The following is a 17,816-nucleotide window of genomic DNA, read 5'->3' on the forward strand; positions in this document are numbered from 1 at the left end:
CAGCTTATCAGTAGTTCACGCCCACCTCGTCCGGCCCGGACGAGGTGGGCGCAGGGGGGAAGGATCAGCCGCGGCAGCGGAGCCCGTCATGAGGCTCAGCCGCTGACGCCTCCGGCTCACTCCCCGGCGGCCGTGGCGCGGGGCGCCGGATCGGCGGTGGCCCGGCTCGCCTCCTGCATCTTCCCCGTGGCGATGAAGTCGACCACGACCCGGTAGAAGCCGGCGATCGACTCGCCCTCCGCCACCCCGTCCCTGAGCTGCTTGCGTACTTTGGCGAAGGGGAAGGCCGTGCCGCCGTTCGGAAGGAGCACGCCCCACCCGTGGTCGTCCGACTTGTGCCAGCTCCCGCCGGTGGCGGCGATGACGCACGCGCCCAGGTACGAGCCGAGCGTGCTCACCAGCCCGTCCACCTGCTCCGCGTCCGGCGTGCGCCGGCGCTCGATGAAGCCCTCGACCCACTCGACGGACTCCCGGTCGAGGCCGAAGTCCATGCCGCTCAGCGGCCCGAGCCGCTCGATGACGAGGCGGACGTTGGCCGCGATCTGCCGCAACTCCTCTTCGTTCACCCGAGGATGGTGGCATCGGCCGGAGAATCCGATCAATCGGATTTCAGCTGGCGTACGGGACCGTCCCCGTCAGGAGCCGACGGACAGGATGATGGCCCCCCAGTAGCCGTCGCCGTCCTCGACGACGGTCAGGAGCAGGCCGTTCTGGAAGTACAGGTCACTGGCGTTGAGCGTGTCACGCCCCCGGTGCTGGACGTACGGCGGCCGGGACAGCACCTGCCAGTTGAGCTCCTCCTCGAACATCAGCTGCGTCGTCAGCGCCCGCGTTCCGCCCATGTGCACCATGGCGTGGATGTGCACCGTACGCCCCGGATACCAGCCCGGCCAGATCGTCGTGAACTCCACGACGCCCTCGGCGTCCGTCAGCTGCGCGCCGCGCAGGTAACGCTTGCCGTCGGTGGGCTTCAGGTCGGGCCAGGTCCTGTCATGGGTGATCTCGCGCGACTCGACGTGCTCGATCATGGAGCCCCGTTCGCCTCCCGAGTAAAGCCCGGAGGCGTCGCACTGCCAGAGGTCCACCAGCGCGCCAGGCAGCGGTTGGCACGTGCTGTTCTGCACCTTGATGGCCAGGCGCAGGCGTACTCCGGGCTTACCGTCGCGGATGTCGCTGCGGATCTGGTTCGCGTCGAAGTAGAAGGGTCCCTTGGTCACGGCCGGCGTGACCGCGCAGGCGCGGGCCTCGGCGAGCAGGTCCCGCGAGGTCGTGACCGTCGTGGCTCCGGCGCCGCGGACGCCCAGCAGGCCGCCGAACCCGACCGAGCCGAGCCCGAGCGAGCCGAGGCCGATGTTCGTGATCAGCCGCCGACGGCTGACCCGCTGCCCTTCGTGATCATGTGTCACTGAGATCGTTCTCCGGCAGGTCAGGAGGAGCCCCCCGACGTCTCCTCCACTCCAGTCGAACCTCTCATGAGATGTAGGGATTTCACCGGAGGCGCGACGCTTACGTCCGGTAAAGGCCGTCCGATGGCTCGCCCCGTTCGAGGGCGACCCGCGGCTCGACGGCGAAGGCCCGCCGCATTCCCTCATGGGGTGCTCTCCAGCATGCGCCGCCGGGCGGAGCGAGAGGACCGGCCCGGGGCGGTGGGCTACGTCGGAGCCGCGCGGCTGCCCGTCGACCTCCCCGGACCGGAATGAGGTTCCCCGGCCACGCGCGGCCGGCCGCCTCCTGCCGGGCACTCCGCCCGGCGCTCGGCGGTCACGCCGTCGCGGGGAGGCCGGCGTAGGTCACGCGGTCTCGAACCGGTCCAGGTAGGCCGCGTACCAGGCGCGCTCCTTCTCCAGCGGCGGGTGCTCCTCGGCGTAGACGTGGCGGAAGAGGTGGTCCACCGGCGGGTCGGGCATCGCGGCGACGCCCTGGCGCAACTCCACGACGAGCCGGTCTCCCTCCTCCTCGATCTCGGCGAAGAAGGCGTCGTCCGCCATGCCCTCGTTGCGGAGGTACGTCTCCATCCGCTGGATGGGGTCCTTGCGCCGCCAGGCGTCCAGCTCACCGGCCGGCCGGTAGCGGTCCGGGTCGTCGGAGCTGGTGTGCGGCCCCATCCGGTAGGTGACGGCCTCGATGAAGTACGGCCCCGCCCCGCTCCTGGCGTGGGCCAGCGCGGCCCGGGTCACCGCCAGGCAGGCCAGCACGTCGTTGCCGTCCACGCGGATTCCGGGCAGGCCGAAACCGTGGGCGCGCCGGTAGAGAGCCGCCCCGCTCTGCCGGGCCGACGGCTGGGAGATGGCCCACTGGTTGTTCTGGCAGAAGAACACCACGGGGGCGTCGTTCACGGCCGCGAAGTTGAGCGCCTCGTTGACGTCTCCCTGGCTGGCCGCCCCGTCGCCGAAGTAGGCCACGACGGCGGAGTCGGCGCCGTCCATGCGCATGCCCATCGCGTACCCCACCGCGTGCAGGGTCTGGGAGCCGATCACGATGGTGTAGAGGTGGAAGCCCGTCTCGCTGGGGTTCCAGCCGCCGTTGGTGGTGCCGCGGACCATGCCCATCAGGTCCAGCGGGGGGATCCCGCGGCACCAGGCCACCCCGTGCTCGCGGTAGGAGGGGAACACGTGGTCCGCCGGTTCGAGAGCGCGTCCCGACCCGATCTGGGCGGCCTCCTGGCCGAGGCACGGGATCCACATGCCCAACTGCCCGAGGCGTTGCAGGCTGAATCCCTCGCGGTCGATCCGGCGCACGAGCGCCATGTCCCGGTACAGGCCCCGATACTGCCCCTTGGACAGATCGACGTCGAACTCGGGATGTCGCACCCGTACCCCGTCCGGGGTCAATAGCTGGACGACCACATCGTCGCCGGCCTGGTGCCGCACCTCGTTCTCCTCTCGCCGCCGTGCCCGTGCGGGCACGGAAGAAGCCGTGGTGATCGTACGGGAAAGGCCGGAGCACGTGCGGGGGCAGGTCCTACCCGCGACGGGACGAGCCGGACCGGCGGTGTCAAGACACGCAAGCGGCGCGGTCCCCCGCGTACGACCACGACCGGTGACAGCTCCGAGTTTGCTGGTCAACGGCCCCCTGTTAGCCGAAACGGGGTGTTGCGCTGCACTGATCCCACAAGATCGCTACGTATAGTGATGGCCGATGTCACTTCGTGATCACAGGGGGAGTTCATGAGAAGTAGCCTTATCGCCGCCGGCGGGGCGCTGCTCGCCGCGGCCGCGCTGTACGGGACCGCCGGCACCGCCGCCGCCGGCACCTGGAAGGACGGGGACAGCCACTACCCGCAGCACTGCGACATCGGGGTGAACGACGACTCCACCTACCACCACGTCACCCATCAGGGGGTGTTCGCCGGCACCCGCGAGGCGGACGGCTGCAAGAACTGGGATCACAAGCACAAGCACAAGCACCACGGCTGGGGCGAGGACCACTGGCTGCACCGCAACTGGCCCACCAGCGGCAACGGCAACTGGGTCGGCCACGGTCTCGGCCCCGGCGCGGGCATCGGCGTCGGCCGCTGACCTTTCACCCGCCTGGTCCCGGCGCCCGCTCGCGGGTGCCGGGACCCGCGCGTTTTCTGTGGCCCTCTCCAGCCGGGGACCGACCGGTGGCTACCATGATCGAATGCGACTTGGCGTGAACGTCCCCAACTTCGGCCCCGGCACGGACCCCGGCACCCTGCGCCGCTGGGCGCTGACCGTCGAAGGGCTCGGCTACGACCTGCTGATGGTCTCCGACCATGTGGTGATCACCCCTGACGTCGCCGAGAAGTATCCCGCGCCGTTCTACGAGCCGTTCACCACGCTGGCCTGGCTCGCCGGGGTCACCACCCGGATCGGGCTCGGCACCACCGTGGTCGTCGTGCCCTACCGGCACCCCCTGCTCCTGGCCCGGATGGCGGCCAACCTCAACGACCTCAGCGGCGGCCGGCTGGTGCTGGGCGTGGGGGTCGGATGGGCGGAGCGGGAGTTCGAGGCGCTCGGGGTGCCGCACGACCAGCGCGGCCGGCTGACCGACGAGCACCTGGCCGCCATGCTCGACGCCTGGGCCGACGAGCGCGACTACCGTTCCGGCGGCGTGCCGATCTGGGTGGGCGGCAGCAGCGACGCGGCGCTGCGCAGGGCGGCGCGCTTCGGCCAGGCGTGGCACCCGCTCCGGCACACCGTCGGCTGGATGCGTGAGACGCTGCCGCGGCTGGCGGCCTTCGCAGGGGAGCAGGGCCGGCCCACGCCCGCCCTCGCGCCCAGGATCGTGCTGAACATCACCGACGAGCCCATGACGGGGCCGGACCGGCGGGCCGGCGAGGGCACCCTCGACCAGGTCATGGACGACCTCGAACAGCTCCGCCTGATGGGCGCGGAGAGCGTGCTGCTCGACCCGTTCCTCGGGGACCCGGACCAGACGCTGCGCCCGGAGGGGTCCTGGGAGATGCTCGCCGCCGTGGCCGGCCGCCGGAACGCCCGCTGATATCCTTTATGCCGTAAAGAGTTCGGTGGTAGGGAGTCTCCGCGGTGGTGGTCTTCGCCGGTCAGGGTGACGCGCGCCGTTCGATGGCGCTGCTGTGGCGCACCGGCGAGCCGGGCGAGGTGCGCCCGGGGCCCAAGCCGGGGCTGAGCGTGGACGCGATCGTCGACGCCGCCATCGCCGTGGCCGACCGCGAGGGCATGGCCGCCCTGTCCATGCGCAAGGTCGGCGAGCGGCTCGGCCGCACCGGGATGGCGCTCTACACGTACGTGCCCAGCAAGGGAGAGCTCGTCGACCTGATGTACGACCGGGCCCTCGGGGAGCTGCCCGCCGGCTACGACACGAGCGTCGGCTGGCGGGCGGCGATCTCCTCCTGGGCCGAGCGCACGCTGGCCTGCTACCTGCGGCACCCGTGGGTGTTGCAGGTGTCGCGGGCGCGGCCGGTGCTGGGGCCCAACGAGTTCGCGATGCTGGAGAGCGTGGTCGCGATCCTGCGGGAGTCGGGGCTGCGGCCGGGCCGGCTGCGGGGCGTGGTGTCGCTGCTGTTCGACTTCGTGCGCGGGGCGGCCACGACGGTCTCGGAGTCGCGGCTGGCCCCGTCGGCGACGGGGGTGTCGGACGAGGAGTGGTGGCAGGCGCGCTCGTCGCTGCTGGAGGAGGTGGCTCCGGGGTTCGCCGCCCGCTTCCCGATGGTGACCTGGGTGGAGTCGGAGGGCCGGGCGGAGCCGGGGGACGGCGCGCCCGCCGGCGACGGGTCGTTCCTGGAGCACCGGGCCGGCGAGACGTTCGCGGTGGGCCTGTCGGTGCTGCTCGACGGGGTCGAGGCGGCCGTCAGAGCGGACTGACCGCCCCCCGGGTCATCCGCCGGCGGCCCGGCGGGCGGCCAGTTCGGCCAGGTCGCTGACGAACCACAGGTGCCGGCCCCGGTTGGACTCGGCCACCCAGGCGCGCAGCGCGGAGCTGGCGTCGGTGAACCGCGAGACGTCCCCGACGACCGCCAGGCCGAGCCGGTAGTTGACGAACTTCTGCGTGATCTCCCCCGCCACCCCGGTGCGCAGCTCGAAGAAGTCCTCGTGGAAGCGCTCCACGGGCACCGCCACCCACTCGGCCCCGCTGCCCCAGGCCTCGCCGATCAGGTCGAGCGCGTCGCGGTCCGCGCGCACAGGCGGGCCGTCCGCCGCGCACACCAGCACCCGGTCATCAAGCATGCATAGCCTCCGATTCTCGTTCATGGCTCATTCGCGCACCAGCGCGTCGACGATGCGCAGCACCTGTGCGCTCGCCTCCAGCCCGCCCAGCACGACGATCTTCAGCCGGGCCCGCTCCTCGTCATAGGCGAACTCCACGTGCAACCCGTGCGGCGCGCCCGCCAGCGAACCCAGCACCATCGTGCTGACCCGGTCCATCTCGCTCCTGGCGATGCCCTCGATCTGCACGACGCTGGACACCTCGGCGTGCCGCCGCGCCGGCGCCCCGGCCGGCCACCCGGCGAACTCCGCCAGATCGCCCTTGGCGATCCGGTATTGCCGGCCGATCCGCACGGCGGGCAACCGCCCGTCGCGCACGTAGTTACGCACGGTCTTGACGTGCAGTCCGAGCAGGTCTGCGACCTGCTCCACGGTGTAGTGCTCCATATGCTTCCCCATTATGGACCATGTCAGGGACATCAAGGGAATGATGGAGATGGTGGGGCTAGACCCCCTGAAGAGAGTGGTGCTGCTGACCTCCCCCGCTTCCAGCTGGTCTGGGAAAATCCGGGGTGACGGAAGGGAGGCCCCAAGGTGGCCTTGGCGGATGCCGGATTACGGCGAATACTGGCGGACTCGGGCGAGCCACGCGGGTGGGTATCACCCGGGGCGGACCTGGTCACGGCGCTGCTCGGTGTGTGGTTCGGCATCGGGCTGATGATCGACGCGTGGGCCCACAGCAACCTGAGCGAGCTGGAGACGTTCTTCACGCCCTGGCACGCGGCGTTCTACTCCGGGTTCGCCGCCGTCTCCGGGTGGATCATCTGGCAGGTCTGGCGCAACGTCCGCACCGGCCGGCAGGGGCTGGCGGCGGTGCCCACGGGCTATCTGGCCGGGCTGGTCGCGGTGCCCGCCTTCGCCGCGTTCGGCGTCGCGGACCTGTTGTGGCACACCCTGCTCGGCATCGAGACGACCATCGACATCCTGTTCAGCCCCTCCCATCTCGGGCTGATGGTCTCGATGTTCATCATCGTCACCACGCCGCTGCGCTCGGCCTGGAACGCCCCCGACGTGGGCCGGTCGCCCTCGCTCGGCCGCCTGCTCCCGGCGCTGATCGGCCTCGCCTTCGCCACCGCGCTGGTGTCGCTGTTCCTGTCGTACGGCGACGCCATGCAGTTCGGCGGGCGGAGCATCGTCGCCGCGTTCTCCGAGTCCGACATCCGGCGCGGCCCCGGCCCTGACGAGCTGGCTACGGCGATGGTCATCACCAACGTGGTGCTGCTCGCGCCGGTGCTGCTGATGGTCCGCCGCTGGCGGCTCCCGTTCGGCGCGGTGGCCGTCATGTACGCGGTGGCGGTGCTGATGCCGGGGGCGCAGACGGCGTTCAGGAATCTGCCGATCCTGCTCACGTTCGTGGCCGCGGGGCTGGTGAGCGACCTGCTGATCCGGTGGCTGCGCCCGTCGGCGGCGCGGCGGGGCGCCTTCTGGGCGTTCGCCGGGTTGTCGGCCTTCGCCACCTGGTCCCTCTACATCGGTGTCGGGTCGGCGACCGGCGGCGGGCTGCCGAACGTGCCCGAGTTGTGGACCGGCGCCCCGGTCGTGGCCGGGCTGGTCGGGCTGGTGCTCGGCGTGCTGCTGGTGCCCAACGCCGTCCCCGACGAGGAGGCATGAGAGCGAGACTCCTCGCCGCCTTCCTCCTCGTCCTGCTGGTGTCGGCGGGAGCCGCCCCGGCCGCGGCGCACACGGTCATGGCCGGGGCCGATCTGCGGTTCGCGCAGACCATCGCCGGCACGGAGCTCACCGTCGTGGTCAAGGCGACGCCACGGGTGCCGGGGCCGCTGCGCGTCGGCGTACTGGCCTACCAACGGGTCGCCGACCTGCCGGTCAAGCTGGAGCTGCGCTCGGTCGCGGACGGCCGTACGGTGACGGGCGTGGCGCGGGCCGCGCTCGAACCGCGGTACGCGGAGCTCAGCGTGGACCGGACCGGTCCTCACGAGCTGCGGTTGAGCGCCGGGGGCGAGGTGTCCGTGGTGCCGTTCCGGGTGCTGGTGGAGCGCGGGTCCGCGGGTGAGCTCCTCATCTACGGCGGCCTGCTGGTGGCAGCGTTGCTGCTGGTGGGCGGCCTGCTCACCGGGGCGCTGTCCCGGCCCGGCCCGGCGATGCTACTGTCCGGCGGCGCGGCCGTCGGGTTGACGGTCGCCACCCTGGTCATCGTGTTCGAACCCGGAATGCCTCCCGCCCCGCCCGACGGCGCCGCCCCGGTGGCCACGGCGCTGCCGGGCGGGCGCCCGTACGCGCAGGGCCGGGTGACGACGACGCCGGCGCGGCCGGGCGCGGGAGAGGAGTTCACCTTGCGCCTCGATCTGGTCGACGGGTCCACGGGCCGTCCGGTGGACGACCTGGCCGTCCATCACGAGGCGCTCGCCCACATGGTCGTCACCAGCGAGGACGGACGTTTCTTCCGCCACGTGCACCCGCTGCGGACGGCGCCGGGACGGCTGGAGGTCCGGCTGCGAGCCGACCGGGCGGGCCGCTACCTGGCCTACGCCGAGCTGGAACGCCAGGACGCGGGCGGCCAGCTCATCACCGGCACGTTCGCCCTCGACGGCGCCCCCGCGACCCAGAACGCCGGCGACGCCCCCGCGACCCCGGACCCGGCCGCGGAGTCCGGGACGTCCGCCACGGCCTCCGGGGGCGGCGACGCCGCGAGCTCGGGGCCGGGCGTCCCGCGGTTGTGGCCCGCGGTTCCCGTCGCGGGCCGTCCGACGACGATCGACCTCGACGCGGCGGGACCGGTACGGCCCTGGCTCGGCATGGCCGGTCATCTGATCGTCCGCAGCCAGGACGGCGCGTTCCTCGGCCACGTGCACGAGATGGGCTCGACCGGTCCGCGGTTGCGCTTCACGTTCAGCTTCCCAGCGGCGGGACGTTACCTCGCCTGGACCCAGTACGCCACCGGCGACCGCATCGTCACCGTGCCGTTCACCGTCGACGTCAGCGCTCAGGAGGCCGTCCGATGAGGCGCCGGGTCCTGATCGCCGTCGCCCTCGTGGTGGTGGCGGTGACGCTGTTCGTGGTGGGCCGGGGCGCGGCGGCCGGGCCGCTGGAGCTGACCACGACCGGCACCCGCTACGCGGCCACCGTCCTGATCGACCGGCCGACGACGGGACGGGTCGTGGTGGAGGTCCGGTTGAGGTCGGGCGATCCGAGCAGCGTGGCGCTGGAGCCGGTGATGCCGGACATGGGGCACGCCATGCCGGAGGTCGCCGCCCGCGAGCGGGAGCCCGGCCGTTTCCTGGCCGAGGGCGAGCTGTTCCCGATGGCGGGGGTCTGGGAGCTCTCGATCCGGCTCGACGGACCCGCGGGCGAGGAGACGCTCGCCGTCAACGCGCTGATCACCGAGTAACCCCGCCGCGACGACATGACAACGGCGTCAGAGGTCAGGCGTGCGCGCCCACCTCCACCCGGCCCACGGTCAGCCGCGGGCGGCCCTCCAGCACCTCCCCCACCCGCTCCACCTGCTCGTCGAGCTCCCGCGACTGGGCGGGGGTGAGGTCCCTGAGCGGCTCCACCGTGACGTCGATCCTGCTGCCGGATCGCCTCTGATGCCACACCCCGCTCACCTCTCCGTCCACCAGCAGCACCGGGAAGTTCCCCGCCTGCCCGCCCGCCAGCGCCCGTCCCGCCGCCGCCCCCGGGTAGAGCAGCTCACGCGGGCGTCCCGCCACCACGTACGCGTCGAAGTACGGCAGCAGCCGCACCCCGCGCGGCGGGTCCTCGGGCACCGCCGTGTCCCCCGCGAGCACCCAGGCGGAGCGCCCCTCGAACAGCACCTCCTCCAGCGGCACCGCCCGGAAGGCCGGGGCCGCCCACCCCACGGGTCCCCCGGCCCACTGGGCGAAGTCCGCCGGCGTGGCCGGTCCGTACGCCCTCAGGTAGCTCTCGACCAGTCCGGACAGCCCGTCCCGCGCGGGCGGGAGGGCCGGGGCGGCGGTGTAGGTGACCTTGCGTCCCCTGGCCGGCCCGAACACGAACGCCCCCTGGTGCGCGGCCCCCGCCATCACCTGCCGCCAGCGCGGCCACATGCCCTGGAACGCGGGCATGACCAGGTCCCCCGCCCACGGCCCGGTGGCCGCCACCACTGCCTCGCTCAGCTCGTCGATCGTCATCGCGGTCCCCGCCAGCACCTGCCGGATGGCGGCCACCACCTGGTCGGTCTGCTCGGGCGTCATCCGAATGGGCTCGGGGAAGGCGCGGTTCCCGGGCGGCAGCGACGACATCGCGCTCACCCACATCGGCAGGTCGCGGGTGGGCAGCAGGTGTACGGTGCCGCGCGGGCCGTACGTCTTGACCAGGCTGCGCTCGCCCCACAGCGCCTCCCGCACGTGCGCCCTGGTGAGGCCGTCGAGCCGTAACGCGACGGACGCCTCGCCCGCCGACATGACCTGGGCGTGCGCCCCGCACATGTCCGCCACGGTCTCCTCCGGCCGGCCGCCCGCCGTCCGTGCGCCGAGCCCGGCCCGCTCCAGCCGCCTGGCGCTGACCTGCGGCCACGACAGTTCGATCACTACGTCCTCCTCAGTTCGGCGACCACGGTAGGGGGTATCGCGGAAAGCATCGTGCCGCATTCACGGGTCATGGGGGCACGGGGTGACGGAGCCGGTAAGCGGGCGTAAAGTGATCATTAACCCGGTTTCCCTACCCTCATCCATCATGATCCGCCTCACCCCCTCCCCCGGCCCGCCCGCTCTCCGTCGATGCCGGCACCGGTGCCGCCCCTGGTCGCTGACCGGCGCGTACGACGAGGCTGGCAGCCACCGGGAGGAGCGGCCGGGTGCGATCGCGGCGGCCGGGGGTCTCGGGTGAACGAGCTGCGGGAGCTGGAGCCCGACTTCTGGCGCGCGCCCAGCGCGCACAACACCCGGCCGTGGACCCTCACCTACTCCGACACCGAGGCCGCCGTCGGCTGGGACCCGGCCAGGGCGCTGCCCGTCAGCGATCCCACGGGCCGCGACCTGCGTCTCAGCCTGGGGGCGTTCGTCGAGTGCTGCCTGATCGTGTGCGCGGACGCGGGGCTCGGCATCGCCTTCCGGCCCGACCCGGGGCCGCTGCGGGTCGGCTTCCTGTACCGGGCCGGGCGGCCGTACGAGACGCCCTTCACGACGGCGGACGTGCGCGCGCGGGGCGCGAACCGCGGCGACTACCACCCGGGACGGCTGCCCGACGAGGTGGCCGCCGGGCTGGCCGGGATGCGGCGGCTGGCGTGCCGGGACCTGGCGGACCTGCTGCACGCGGCGGACCTGCGCCAGTTCGGGGACCGGCAGGTGACGCGGGAGCTGCGGGCCTGGCTGCGGCTGACCCGCCGGCACCGACGCTACCTGCTGGACGGCCTCAGCGACCGGGCGCTGGCGCTCAGCAAGGCGGAGGCGCTCGCGCTGCGGGCCTCGCTCGCCCTCTACCCGGCGCTGCGGCGGCTGGGCCTGCCACGGGTGCTGGCGGGGGCCTCGCGGGAACTGCTCGACTACGACGGGGACGTGCTGGTGCTGGTCGGAACGGCGGGGGAGGAGGTGGAGCCGGGGCGGCTGCTGATGCGGCACTGGCTCACGCTGTCCGGCCTCGGGTACACGACGCATCCGCTGAGCCAGCTCATCGACTGCGAGCGGACGCGTGCCTCGCTGGCCGGGCTGCTGGGAGTGGCCGACCCGCGAACCCTGCTGCACGTGGCCAGGGTCGGCCGGCCCAAGCCCGGGTAGAAGACCTTGGCAACCAGGCGAAGGCCATCCCCCTCCCAGGGTGGAAAGGTTCCTACCAAACTGGACGCGGCTCCCCACGGCGGGGCCGTACAACCTAACTTTGGATACGGAAGGGGCCTCCTACCTGCGGGAGTGCGATCCGTGGCCGGTAGGAGGCCCGTTCCGTGCTAGACGGGATTGCGCGGGTCGAAAGTGATCCAGGCGATCCAGAACACGACTCTGGCCACCGCCAGTGCCGTCCGAACCGCCAGGTGCCGCTCTTCCCGTCTGCGCTCGCGGTTCCTCTCGGGCATCACGCTCTCCTTCCGGCCGGACCATCCGGCGCGCAGTCCTGATGGTCCACGCGGGAAGGCCATGCGATCGTCATGCCATGAGGGCCCGCAGGCTCAATCTGGCACATGCGCACCAGTTGCTTGGGGTATGTCCCGGCCGCGGGAAGGGCCCTGCACACCCCGGGCGGATAAGTTTCCGCTCCCCGGAGGACGATCCTCAACCCCGGCCCGGCGGCCTGATGATGCGACCAGGCGCTGATGACGTCCGGGTGGGCGTGATCAGGAGAGCGGTTTGACCCATCTGCCCCATTGCGGCTGGCGCGTGTACCCGGCGGCCGACCAGACGTGATGGGCCAGTTCGTTGTCGTGGAGAACCATCGCGTCGGCCCGGAAGGCACCGAACCGCGCGAACCGCTCCTCCGCTGCCTGAATCAACAACGATCCGATGCCCTTACGGCGGTGGGCGGGATCGACCGCGAGCCGGTAGAGGTGCGCCCGCCATCCATCCCATCCGGCGATGAGCGTGCCGACCATGCGCCCGTCCTGTTCGGCGATCAGCAGCGCCTCGGGGTCGCGCTCAAGGAGCTGGACGACTTTCTCCGGATCATCGTGGCGGTCGGTTCCCTCCGCCGCGGCGACCCAGAACGTGAGTACGTTCTCTATATCGTGGAGGCATCCGCATCGCACACTGACGGCGGATTCGTTCATACGCCTGTCCATTCCCACCTCGGTGGTTCTCAGGTCCCATGGGGCGTGGGAGTCCGGCCCTGCTCATCGCTGATTACAGCAGACAGGCGAGGACGCGGCCCGCGGAGCGTTCCGCGGGCCGCGTCGGATCAGACCCGGGCGGGGACCTTGTCGAGGAAACCGTGGATCTTGCTGACACGGCCGTCCTCGGTGAGCACCGCGACATCGAAGCCGGCCACGAGGGCCTCGCCTCCGGCCGGACCCAGTTCCCAGGTGAAGCGGGCGAGGTCATGGTGGGCGTCCACCGGCCCCGCCAGGGTGAAGGCGAAGCCGCGGAACTGGCCCTGTACGGCGGCGATCGTGGCGCCGATCGCCGCGCGGCGGGCGACCGGGTCGGTCTCGTTTCAGGTGGAGATGTAACGGGAGGATCGCGATTCAGTCCGAGAACGACCTGGCGTTCGGGGGGCTGCACCTCCTTCTGCGTCCCGTGCTCGACCGGATGGGCGCGCTGCCCGGCCCGCAGCGTCACGCGCTGGAAGGCGCGGTCGGGCTGGCCCACTGCTATTTTTCGGTGATGGGCTTAACTAATAAGTACAACCGGGGTGGACAGCGACTCTTCCGCGCTCGACGGGTTCATCCCCGCGGCTGCGCCTATCGCTGCGTGGACCGGGGGTCTGGCCCGCGCTCTTCACTGCACTGGGGGAGCGCGATCAGTTGTGCAACCGGGCCCTCGACCTCGGCCGCCGGATCGGCAAGATCGCTCCTGTCGCAAAACCTACCGCGCACGCTGTTGACACCCTCCAGGTAACGCCGGACAACGCGCCACGCGCGCGCGTGTCCCGGGTCGAGCACGCTGGGCAGCAGCGTTCGAAGGTGAGCCGCCGCTGCTCTGCGCAGACCTCAAGCGGGTCACCGCAGACCTCGCACGGCTTGTCGTCGCCGATGCCGGGCACTCCGTCCTCCATCTTCTCGAGGCAACCGTGCTGTGACTTCTCGCTTGCGGTGGCATTTCTTACCTGGCACGGCGACGCGGTTCCCTCAACGTAGATGACACGAACTCTCGGAGTGAGGGCTTTGCGTTCTCATCCGATGTGGCAGTTCGCTTGCATCGGGGAGGTGACTAACGCTGCGCTGCCGGCTTCTGCTGGCAGCCCTGCATGGTCATCGACCGGGAGGTGAGGGCCGGTGGGAGCGGTGACCTGTTCGTGGGCGTCGGCCATGTCGCGGAACACCGGATCGGTGATCGGGTCGGGAACGAGCGCAGTCAGGTCGGCCACGAGCAACAGGAACTGCCTAGAAAAACCGTTGCCCGAAGAGCGTGCCGTTGTCCCAGACACCCAGCCGCAGGCCCAGCAGACGCCGGACCGCCTCGCGCGGGTTGCGGCCAACGCCGAACTGTACTCCGTGATAGGAGGCCACCCACGTCATGCCTTCGGACGCCTTCGCCGCAAGCTCGTCGCCCGGTTTGATCTGCGAGATCTGGATCTCCTCAAGGAACACCTCAATGGGCTGACCTTCGACAGCCAGGTTGACCCACAGGTCGGCCTGGTTGTTGTCCAGCGAGCGGCGCGGCCGTCGCGGTTTGGCCGGGCGCGTAGATGTTCTCATGCAGGTCTTGCACTGCTCCACCTCCGCCTGGCCCAGGTTCTCCACATGGCTTGCCAGGGCGTCGGGAGCGATCGTGAACTGGAGGTTGAAGCCCAGCTTGGCCGGGCCCGGCACGGTCTTCAACTTGCACGTGGCCTTGTGGACGGACGCGGCGACGACCTCACCCGTTCCGACCTTGCGCGCCACCATGCCCCCGTTGACCGCGTGGCCACCGCGGTCAGCGGGCGGCCAGCCCGGGTGAAGCCGGCCTCGGGGAACAACCGAGCAGCGCTTATCGCTACTGGCTGCTCGGCTGTTCCCCAAGGCCGGTGATGTGTTGTGGTCAGGCCGGCTCGTCGACCGGCAGCGACAGGATGGTGGTGGCGTGGTCGATCAAGTGCGTCGCCGTCTTCATCGCGACACCCGTCGCTGGCGACTCACCGGTACCCAGGTTCCGGTCGTACTCGGGAAACGATCCGCCTGACAGTTGTAGCCGGATCCGCTGCCCGACGCCGATCCGGCGAGCGCAAAAATCAAGGGTCAGCTCGATCGTTCGCGCGACGGTCGGATCGGCCGCGAACGGCAGCCGCAGCATCGCGTCGGAGAAGTTGACGGAGATGCCGTCCGCGTCCACCACGCACAGCCGCGCATGCAGGTCGGCGTGTGGGTTGTTGGATGTCAAACCGACGCTCAGCGTGGGACTGCCGTGTATCTCGATCGGCCGGTCGAACGCTGCGGTGGTGAAGGTGAGCACATCTCGCCGCTGCTCGCGTGCGGCATTGTCCTGCGGCCCGCCATTCGGACCGACACGGCGGCCACCGAGAGCGGGCGTCGGATCGTTTGGATCATAGGTGAACGTCGAGAACTCGGTATCGCCGCGGGTGTTCAGCGTTCCACCGGCTCCAAGCCGCAACGTGAGGCGCCCGGAAGCCCTCGGCAGGCCGTCCAGTTCGCGCCACTCGTCGACACCGGCGACGTGCAGCCGGACGGCGGGTCGTGCGAGAGTGGCGACGCCGTCGCGCAGATGGTCGTCGAACCACGCCCGCGTCTCGTCCACCATCGTTGCGGCGGCTACCGCGACGACATCGGTGTGCACCCAGGGACCGAGCGTCAGGGCGACCTGGACACCTCGACCGCGCAGCGCCTGGAAAGCCTCGATGCTCTGCGGCAAGAACACGTCGTAGCTGCCGCCGATCAGCAACGTCGGCCCCGCGAATCGCTCCAACGCCGCACGCTGGTCATAGGGCCGCCAGTACGGATCGTCCAGATCCGGTTGGCTCACCCAGTCTTGATACCAGGGCGCTGTCGCGCCGAGTAGCTCGGCGCCGGCCAGCAGCGGAATCCGCTGCGCGGCGTCGGCCGGCAGCTCGTCGTCAACGCCGGGACACGGCCGGCGCACCAGATTGCTCCAGCTCTGACACTCCTGCACGGTGAACGCGCCGGTGCGATAGAACGCCGAACCGAAGTCGTACGGCCCGACCACGATCACCGCGGTCCTCACCTCGGGCGGCGGGTCCTGGAGCAGTGCATAGACGCAGTAGGCAAGGTAGGACATGCCGAACAGGCCCAGACGACCGTCGAACCAGTCCTGCCCACGAAGCCAGGCGACCGTGTCGTGACCGTCCGCCGCCTCCTGGACCATCGGTCGCAGCTGACCGTCGGAGTCAGCGGTGCCCCGGCAGCTCTGGAGCAGCACGTGGTAACCGGCGCCGGCGAACAGCCGCCCCAGTAGTAGGTCAAATGGGAAACCGCGCCCGTACGGCGAGCGCACGAGAATGGTGGGCGCCGGCCGGTCGGTGTGGGGCGCGTAGTGTTCCGCCACCAGTTCGACACCGTCACGCATACCGATTCGCACCGTGGTGACCAGACAGTCGGTGCTGCGGGCGCTGATGCCCAGCTGAGCCAGGACCTGGCGCGGATCGGCGAGGTCCAGCCGCCCGTCCAGCGTGAAGTCGAAGTGGGCCTGTTCCGGCATAGGGTTCTCCTGTTCACACATGCTGTCGGGTGCCCGCCGGCGCGGTTCAGGCCGAGACGACATCGGTGACGTGACGCCATTTCTGGTCGGACTCGGCCAGGACCTGGGCCGCTTGCTGGGCGTAGCCGTAGGCGTCGGCGCCGAGCAGGAGCCGAAGCGGCGCGTCGTCTCGACCGGCGAGATCACGCACGACCCGAGCGATTTTTGCCGGCTCAGCGGCCTTTACCCCAGTGGCCTCGCTCACCGCAGCTGCGTCCCGAAGCATGTCAGCGAACGCACCAACGGTGGACCGGTAGGGCTCACTGATCGGAGGGACAGTCATGGAGGAGCCAGCCCAGTCGGTGCGCATGCCACCCGGTTCCAGGACCGTGACCTTGATCCCGAAAGGAGCGACCTCCTGCGCGAGAACGGTGGAGAATCCTCCCATCGCCCACTTCGCGCTCTGGTACGCAGCCAAGCCGGGCGACCCGATCCGGCCGCCGATGGAGGATACCTGGAAGATGTGCCCCGAGCCCTGTGTCCGCAGGAACGGCAGCACCGCTTTGGTGACCTGCACGACGCCGTAGAAGTCGGTGTCCATCTGGGCCCGGAAGTCGGCGAGGTCGACATCCTCGATCGCGGCCAGGTCGGCGTACCCGGCGTTGTTGACCACGACGTCAAGGCGGCCGAACGCCGACACTGCCCGCTGCACAGCAGAGTGGACCTGGTCGTTGTCGGTGACATCGAGCGGCACGGGAAGCACGTGCTCGCCGTAGCGCTCGACCAGGTCGTCCAGCTGAGCGGGCTTACGTGCGGTAGCGACGACGCGGTCGCCGCCCTCCAGCGCCGCCTCGACCAGAGCCCGGCCCAGGCCGCGAGAACTTCCGGTGACGAACCACACCTTCGACATGATCGAACTCCTTATGTACCGGCGGTCTATTACCCTCGCCAAGGTAATAGACCGCCGGTATCATGTCAACAATGTACCGGCGGTCTATCATGGCGACATGACGACATTCCGTCGGGCGCGCAGCGAGGAACAGCGGGAGATCCGTCGGCAGGCGATCCTCGACACCGCCGCCGCCATGCTCGACGAGATGCCCGTGAGCAAGGTCAGCCTCAACGAGCTGAGCCGCCGGGTGGGGCTGGCCAAGTCACCCCTGCTGCGCTACTTCGAGTCCCGCGAGGCGATCCTGCTCGAACTGTTGGACCGCACCTGGAAACTGTGGCTCGACCAGCTTTCCGAAGAACTCGCCGTCGGCATCGACATCGACGACACCGCCCAGCAGCGCTGCGCGCAGCTCGTCGACACCCTCACCCGCTCGCTCGACCACCAGCGCACGCTGTGCGACCTGCTCTCGGCCCAGGCCGGGGTTCTGGAGCACAATGTCTCGCCGGAAGTCGCCATTCGGTACAAGCACGCGGCCATCGACAACGTGATCACTCTCGCCGGGCTGATTCGTGGCCCGCTGCCCGAACTCGGCGACGGCGCCGGCCAACTGGCCGCACAAGCCATCCTGGTGATCGGCGCCATCTGGACGCACTCGGTGCCGTCGCCGAGCATGCTCGCCGCCTATGAGCTCGTCCCATCACTGGCTGAGCAGCGGCTCGACTTCACCAGCACACTGCGGAGCATGCTGACCACCCTGGTCATCGGGAACCTCGGCTATCCGCGGTCGGACGCCCCTCCGTCGTCGACGTCCCGCCAACGCCCCGCCGGGTAGACGGTCCACACCGGACCCGAGTAATGCTTCTGCCCCTTGTGCCAGCGGAAATACCGCCATGGCAACGCCAAACTCAAATATCTAGCTGAACCGAATCCCGTGAACGATTCTCTTCCGACAATTTTGCGGAGTTTTCGGAAGCTGACCATCGTCGACACTGGTTCGGCTGCACCCACCTCGGGCAGTCTTCG

General features: G+C 70.5%; 21 protein-coding genes. 8 read left to right on the top strand and 13 right to left on the bottom strand.

Features of this window, described 5'->3' with window-relative positions; all coding sequences use genetic code 11:
- Nucleotides 1-116: 116 nt before the first annotated feature.
- The 3 genes from BLS95_RS33385 to pdhA all read right to left on the bottom strand — a co-directional run bounded on the left by BLS95_RS33385 (nucleotide 117) and on the right by pdhA (nucleotide 2,870).
- Entirely contained in the window at nucleotides 117-566 is a 450-nt protein-coding gene (locus BLS95_RS33385; RefSeq protein ID WP_090940674.1) for a hypothetical protein, read from the bottom strand.
- A gap of 69 nt (nucleotides 567-635) precedes the next feature.
- On the bottom strand, nucleotides 636-1,406 hold the full coding sequence (locus tag BLS95_RS33390) for an intradiol ring-cleavage dioxygenase (protein ID WP_143043965.1): 771 nt from the start codon (nucleotides 1,404-1,406) through the stop codon (nucleotides 636-638).
- Nucleotides 1,407-1,790: 384 nt separating this feature from the next.
- The gene (gene pdhA, locus BLS95_RS33395) at nucleotides 1,791-2,870 is read right to left on the bottom strand and encodes a pyruvate dehydrogenase (acetyl-transferring) E1 component subunit alpha (RefSeq protein ID WP_218136107.1); all 1,080 of its coding nucleotides are present in this window, start codon (nucleotides 2,868-2,870) and stop codon (nucleotides 1,791-1,793) included.
- 297 nt (nucleotides 2,871-3,167) lie between these two features.
- On the opposite strand from pdhA, the gene BLS95_RS33400 reads away from it, so the two are divergent.
- The 3 genes from BLS95_RS33400 to BLS95_RS33410 all read left to right on the top strand — a co-directional run bounded on the left by BLS95_RS33400 (nucleotide 3,168) and on the right by BLS95_RS33410 (nucleotide 5,306).
- Nucleotides 3,168-3,518 carry a hypothetical protein gene (locus BLS95_RS33400; protein WP_090940680.1) on the top strand — a complete coding sequence of 117 codons (351 nt, stop codon included), beginning with the start codon at nucleotides 3,168-3,170 and terminating at the stop codon, nucleotides 3,516-3,518.
- A gap of 103 nt (nucleotides 3,519-3,621) precedes the next feature.
- Entirely contained in the window at nucleotides 3,622-4,464 is an 843-nt protein-coding gene (locus tag BLS95_RS33405) for an LLM class flavin-dependent oxidoreductase (RefSeq protein ID WP_090940683.1), read from the top strand.
- 44 nt (nucleotides 4,465-4,508) lie between these two features.
- The gene (locus BLS95_RS33410; protein WP_090940684.1) at nucleotides 4,509-5,306 is read left to right on the top strand and encodes a TetR/AcrR family transcriptional regulator; all 798 of its coding nucleotides are present in this window, start codon (nucleotides 4,509-4,511) and stop codon (nucleotides 5,304-5,306) included.
- A gap of 12 nt (nucleotides 5,307-5,318) precedes the next feature.
- Here BLS95_RS33410 and BLS95_RS33415 read toward each other — a convergent pair whose 3' ends face one another.
- Nucleotides 5,319-5,669, bottom strand: coding sequence for a DUF4180 domain-containing protein (locus BLS95_RS33415; protein ID WP_090940687.1), 351 nt, complete (start codon nucleotides 5,667-5,669; stop codon nucleotides 5,319-5,321).
- A gap of 27 nt (nucleotides 5,670-5,696) precedes the next feature.
- Nucleotides 5,697-6,095, bottom strand: coding sequence for a helix-turn-helix domain-containing protein (locus BLS95_RS33420; protein ID WP_090940690.1), 399 nt, complete (start codon nucleotides 6,093-6,095; stop codon nucleotides 5,697-5,699).
- Between the two features lie 147 nt (nucleotides 6,096-6,242).
- Here BLS95_RS33420 and BLS95_RS33425 point away from each other — a divergent pair, with 147 nt between their 5' ends.
- From BLS95_RS33425 to BLS95_RS33435, 3 genes are read left to right on the top strand one after another with little or no spacing between them, the layout of a single operon-like run.
- Nucleotides 6,243-7,319, top strand: coding sequence for a hypothetical protein (locus tag BLS95_RS33425; RefSeq protein WP_245765440.1), 1,077 nt, complete (start codon nucleotides 6,243-6,245; stop codon nucleotides 7,317-7,319).
- The gene (locus BLS95_RS33430) at nucleotides 7,316-8,668 is read left to right on the top strand and encodes a hypothetical protein (RefSeq protein WP_090940693.1); all 1,353 of its coding nucleotides are present in this window, start codon (nucleotides 7,316-7,318) and stop codon (nucleotides 8,666-8,668) included. Before BLS95_RS33425 ends, BLS95_RS33430 begins: the two co-directional genes overlap by 4 nt.
- Nucleotides 8,665-9,054 carry a hypothetical protein gene (locus BLS95_RS33435; RefSeq protein WP_090940696.1) on the top strand — a complete coding sequence of 130 codons (390 nt, stop codon included), beginning with the start codon at nucleotides 8,665-8,667 and terminating at the stop codon, nucleotides 9,052-9,054. Before BLS95_RS33430 ends, BLS95_RS33435 begins: the two co-directional genes overlap by 4 nt.
- Nucleotides 9,055-9,088: 34 nt before the next feature.
- On the opposite strand, the gene BLS95_RS33440 is transcribed toward BLS95_RS33435, so the two are convergent.
- Nucleotides 9,089-10,216 (bottom strand): winged helix DNA-binding domain-containing protein, encoded by a 1,128-nt coding sequence (locus BLS95_RS33440; protein WP_245765441.1) that lies wholly within the window; start codon nucleotides 10,214-10,216, stop codon nucleotides 9,089-9,091.
- A gap of 294 nt (nucleotides 10,217-10,510) precedes the next feature.
- Between BLS95_RS33440 and BLS95_RS33445 the strand changes: the two genes are divergently transcribed.
- A complete protein-coding gene (locus BLS95_RS33445; RefSeq protein WP_090940701.1) occupies nucleotides 10,511-11,401 on the top strand; it encodes a nitroreductase family protein in 891 nt (296 codons plus the stop codon).
- Nucleotides 11,402-11,568: 167 nt separating this feature from the next.
- Here BLS95_RS33445 and BLS95_RS59180 read toward each other — a convergent pair whose 3' ends face one another.
- The 7 genes from BLS95_RS59180 to BLS95_RS33470 all read right to left on the bottom strand — a co-directional run bounded on the left by BLS95_RS59180 (nucleotide 11,569) and on the right by BLS95_RS33470 (nucleotide 16,811).
- Nucleotides 11,569-11,694 carry a hypothetical protein gene (locus BLS95_RS59180; RefSeq protein WP_281250056.1) on the bottom strand — a complete coding sequence of 42 codons (126 nt, stop codon included), beginning with the start codon at nucleotides 11,692-11,694 and terminating at the stop codon, nucleotides 11,569-11,571.
- 258 nt (nucleotides 11,695-11,952) lie between these two features.
- Nucleotides 11,953-12,381, bottom strand: a complete 429-nt coding sequence (locus BLS95_RS33450) for a GNAT family N-acetyltransferase (protein ID WP_090940703.1) — start codon at nucleotides 12,379-12,381, stop codon at nucleotides 11,953-11,955.
- A gap of 128 nt (nucleotides 12,382-12,509) precedes the next feature.
- Nucleotides 12,510-12,665 carry a hypothetical protein gene (locus BLS95_RS58235; RefSeq protein WP_245765442.1) on the bottom strand — a complete coding sequence of 52 codons (156 nt, stop codon included), beginning with the start codon at nucleotides 12,663-12,665 and terminating at the stop codon, nucleotides 12,510-12,512.
- Between the two features lie 777 nt (nucleotides 12,666-13,442).
- Complete coding sequence (locus tag BLS95_RS56025) at nucleotides 13,443-13,643, bottom strand: hypothetical protein (protein ID WP_176993519.1); 201 nt, start codon at nucleotides 13,641-13,643, stop codon at nucleotides 13,443-13,445.
- A gap of 10 nt (nucleotides 13,644-13,653) precedes the next feature.
- Entirely contained in the window at nucleotides 13,654-14,157 is a 504-nt protein-coding gene (locus tag BLS95_RS56030; protein WP_090940706.1) for a hypothetical protein, read from the bottom strand.
- Between the two features lie 133 nt (nucleotides 14,158-14,290).
- Nucleotides 14,291-15,922, bottom strand: a complete 1,632-nt coding sequence (locus BLS95_RS33465) for a CocE/NonD family hydrolase (RefSeq protein ID WP_176993520.1) — start codon at nucleotides 15,920-15,922, stop codon at nucleotides 14,291-14,293.
- 46 nt (nucleotides 15,923-15,968) lie between these two features.
- On the bottom strand, nucleotides 15,969-16,811 hold the full coding sequence (locus BLS95_RS33470; RefSeq protein ID WP_090941073.1) for an SDR family NAD(P)-dependent oxidoreductase: 843 nt from the start codon (nucleotides 16,809-16,811) through the stop codon (nucleotides 15,969-15,971).
- On the opposite strand from BLS95_RS33470, the gene BLS95_RS33475 reads away from it, so the two are divergent.
- A complete protein-coding gene (locus BLS95_RS33475; RefSeq protein WP_245765443.1) occupies nucleotides 16,789-17,625 on the top strand; it encodes a TetR/AcrR family transcriptional regulator in 837 nt (278 codons plus the stop codon). The genes BLS95_RS33470 and BLS95_RS33475 overlap by 23 nt on opposite strands.
- Nucleotides 17,626-17,816: the final 191 nt, after the last annotated feature.

It is taken from the genome of Nonomuraea jiangxiensis, from assembly GCF_900099965.1.
GTDB classification, from domain to species: Bacteria; Actinomycetota; Actinomycetes; order Streptosporangiales; family Streptosporangiaceae; genus Nonomuraea; species Nonomuraea jiangxiensis.

Bases quoted from the DNA above. Each gene is read 5' to 3' on its own strand.
- BLS95_RS56030 (WP_090940706.1), bottom strand. From the start codon at position 14,157: ATGGTGGCGCGCAAGGTCGGAACGGGTGAGGTCGTCGCCGCGTCCGTC.
- BLS95_RS33405 (WP_090940683.1), top strand. From the start codon at position 3,622: ATGCGACTTGGCGTGAACGTCCCCAACTTCGGCCCCGGCACGGACCCC.
- BLS95_RS33435 (WP_090940696.1), top strand. From the start codon at position 8,665: ATGAGGCGCCGGGTCCTGATCGCCGTCGCCCTCGTGGTGGTGGCGGTG.
- BLS95_RS59180 (WP_281250056.1), bottom strand. From the start codon at position 11,694: ATGCCCGAGAGGAACCGCGAGCGCAGACGGGAAGAGCGGCACCTGGCG.
- BLS95_RS33465 (WP_176993520.1), bottom strand. From the start codon at position 15,922: ATGCCGGAACAGGCCCACTTCGACTTCACGCTGGACGGGCGGCTGGAC.
- BLS95_RS33420 (WP_090940690.1), bottom strand. From the start codon at position 6,095: ATGGAGCACTACACCGTGGAGCAGGTCGCAGACCTGCTCGGACTGCAC.
- BLS95_RS33450 (WP_090940703.1), bottom strand. From the start codon at position 12,381: ATGAACGAATCCGCCGTCAGTGTGCGATGCGGATGCCTCCACGATATA.
- BLS95_RS33400 (WP_090940680.1), top strand. From the start codon at position 3,168: ATGAGAAGTAGCCTTATCGCCGCCGGCGGGGCGCTGCTCGCCGCGGCC.
- BLS95_RS33430 (WP_090940693.1), top strand. From the start codon at position 7,316: ATGAGAGCGAGACTCCTCGCCGCCTTCCTCCTCGTCCTGCTGGTGTCG.
- BLS95_RS33470 (WP_090941073.1), bottom strand. From the start codon at position 16,811: ATGTCGAAGGTGTGGTTCGTCACCGGAAGTTCTCGCGGCCTGGGCCGG.
- BLS95_RS33415 (WP_090940687.1), bottom strand. From the start codon at position 5,669: ATGCTTGATGACCGGGTGCTGGTGTGCGCGGCGGACGGCCCGCCTGTG.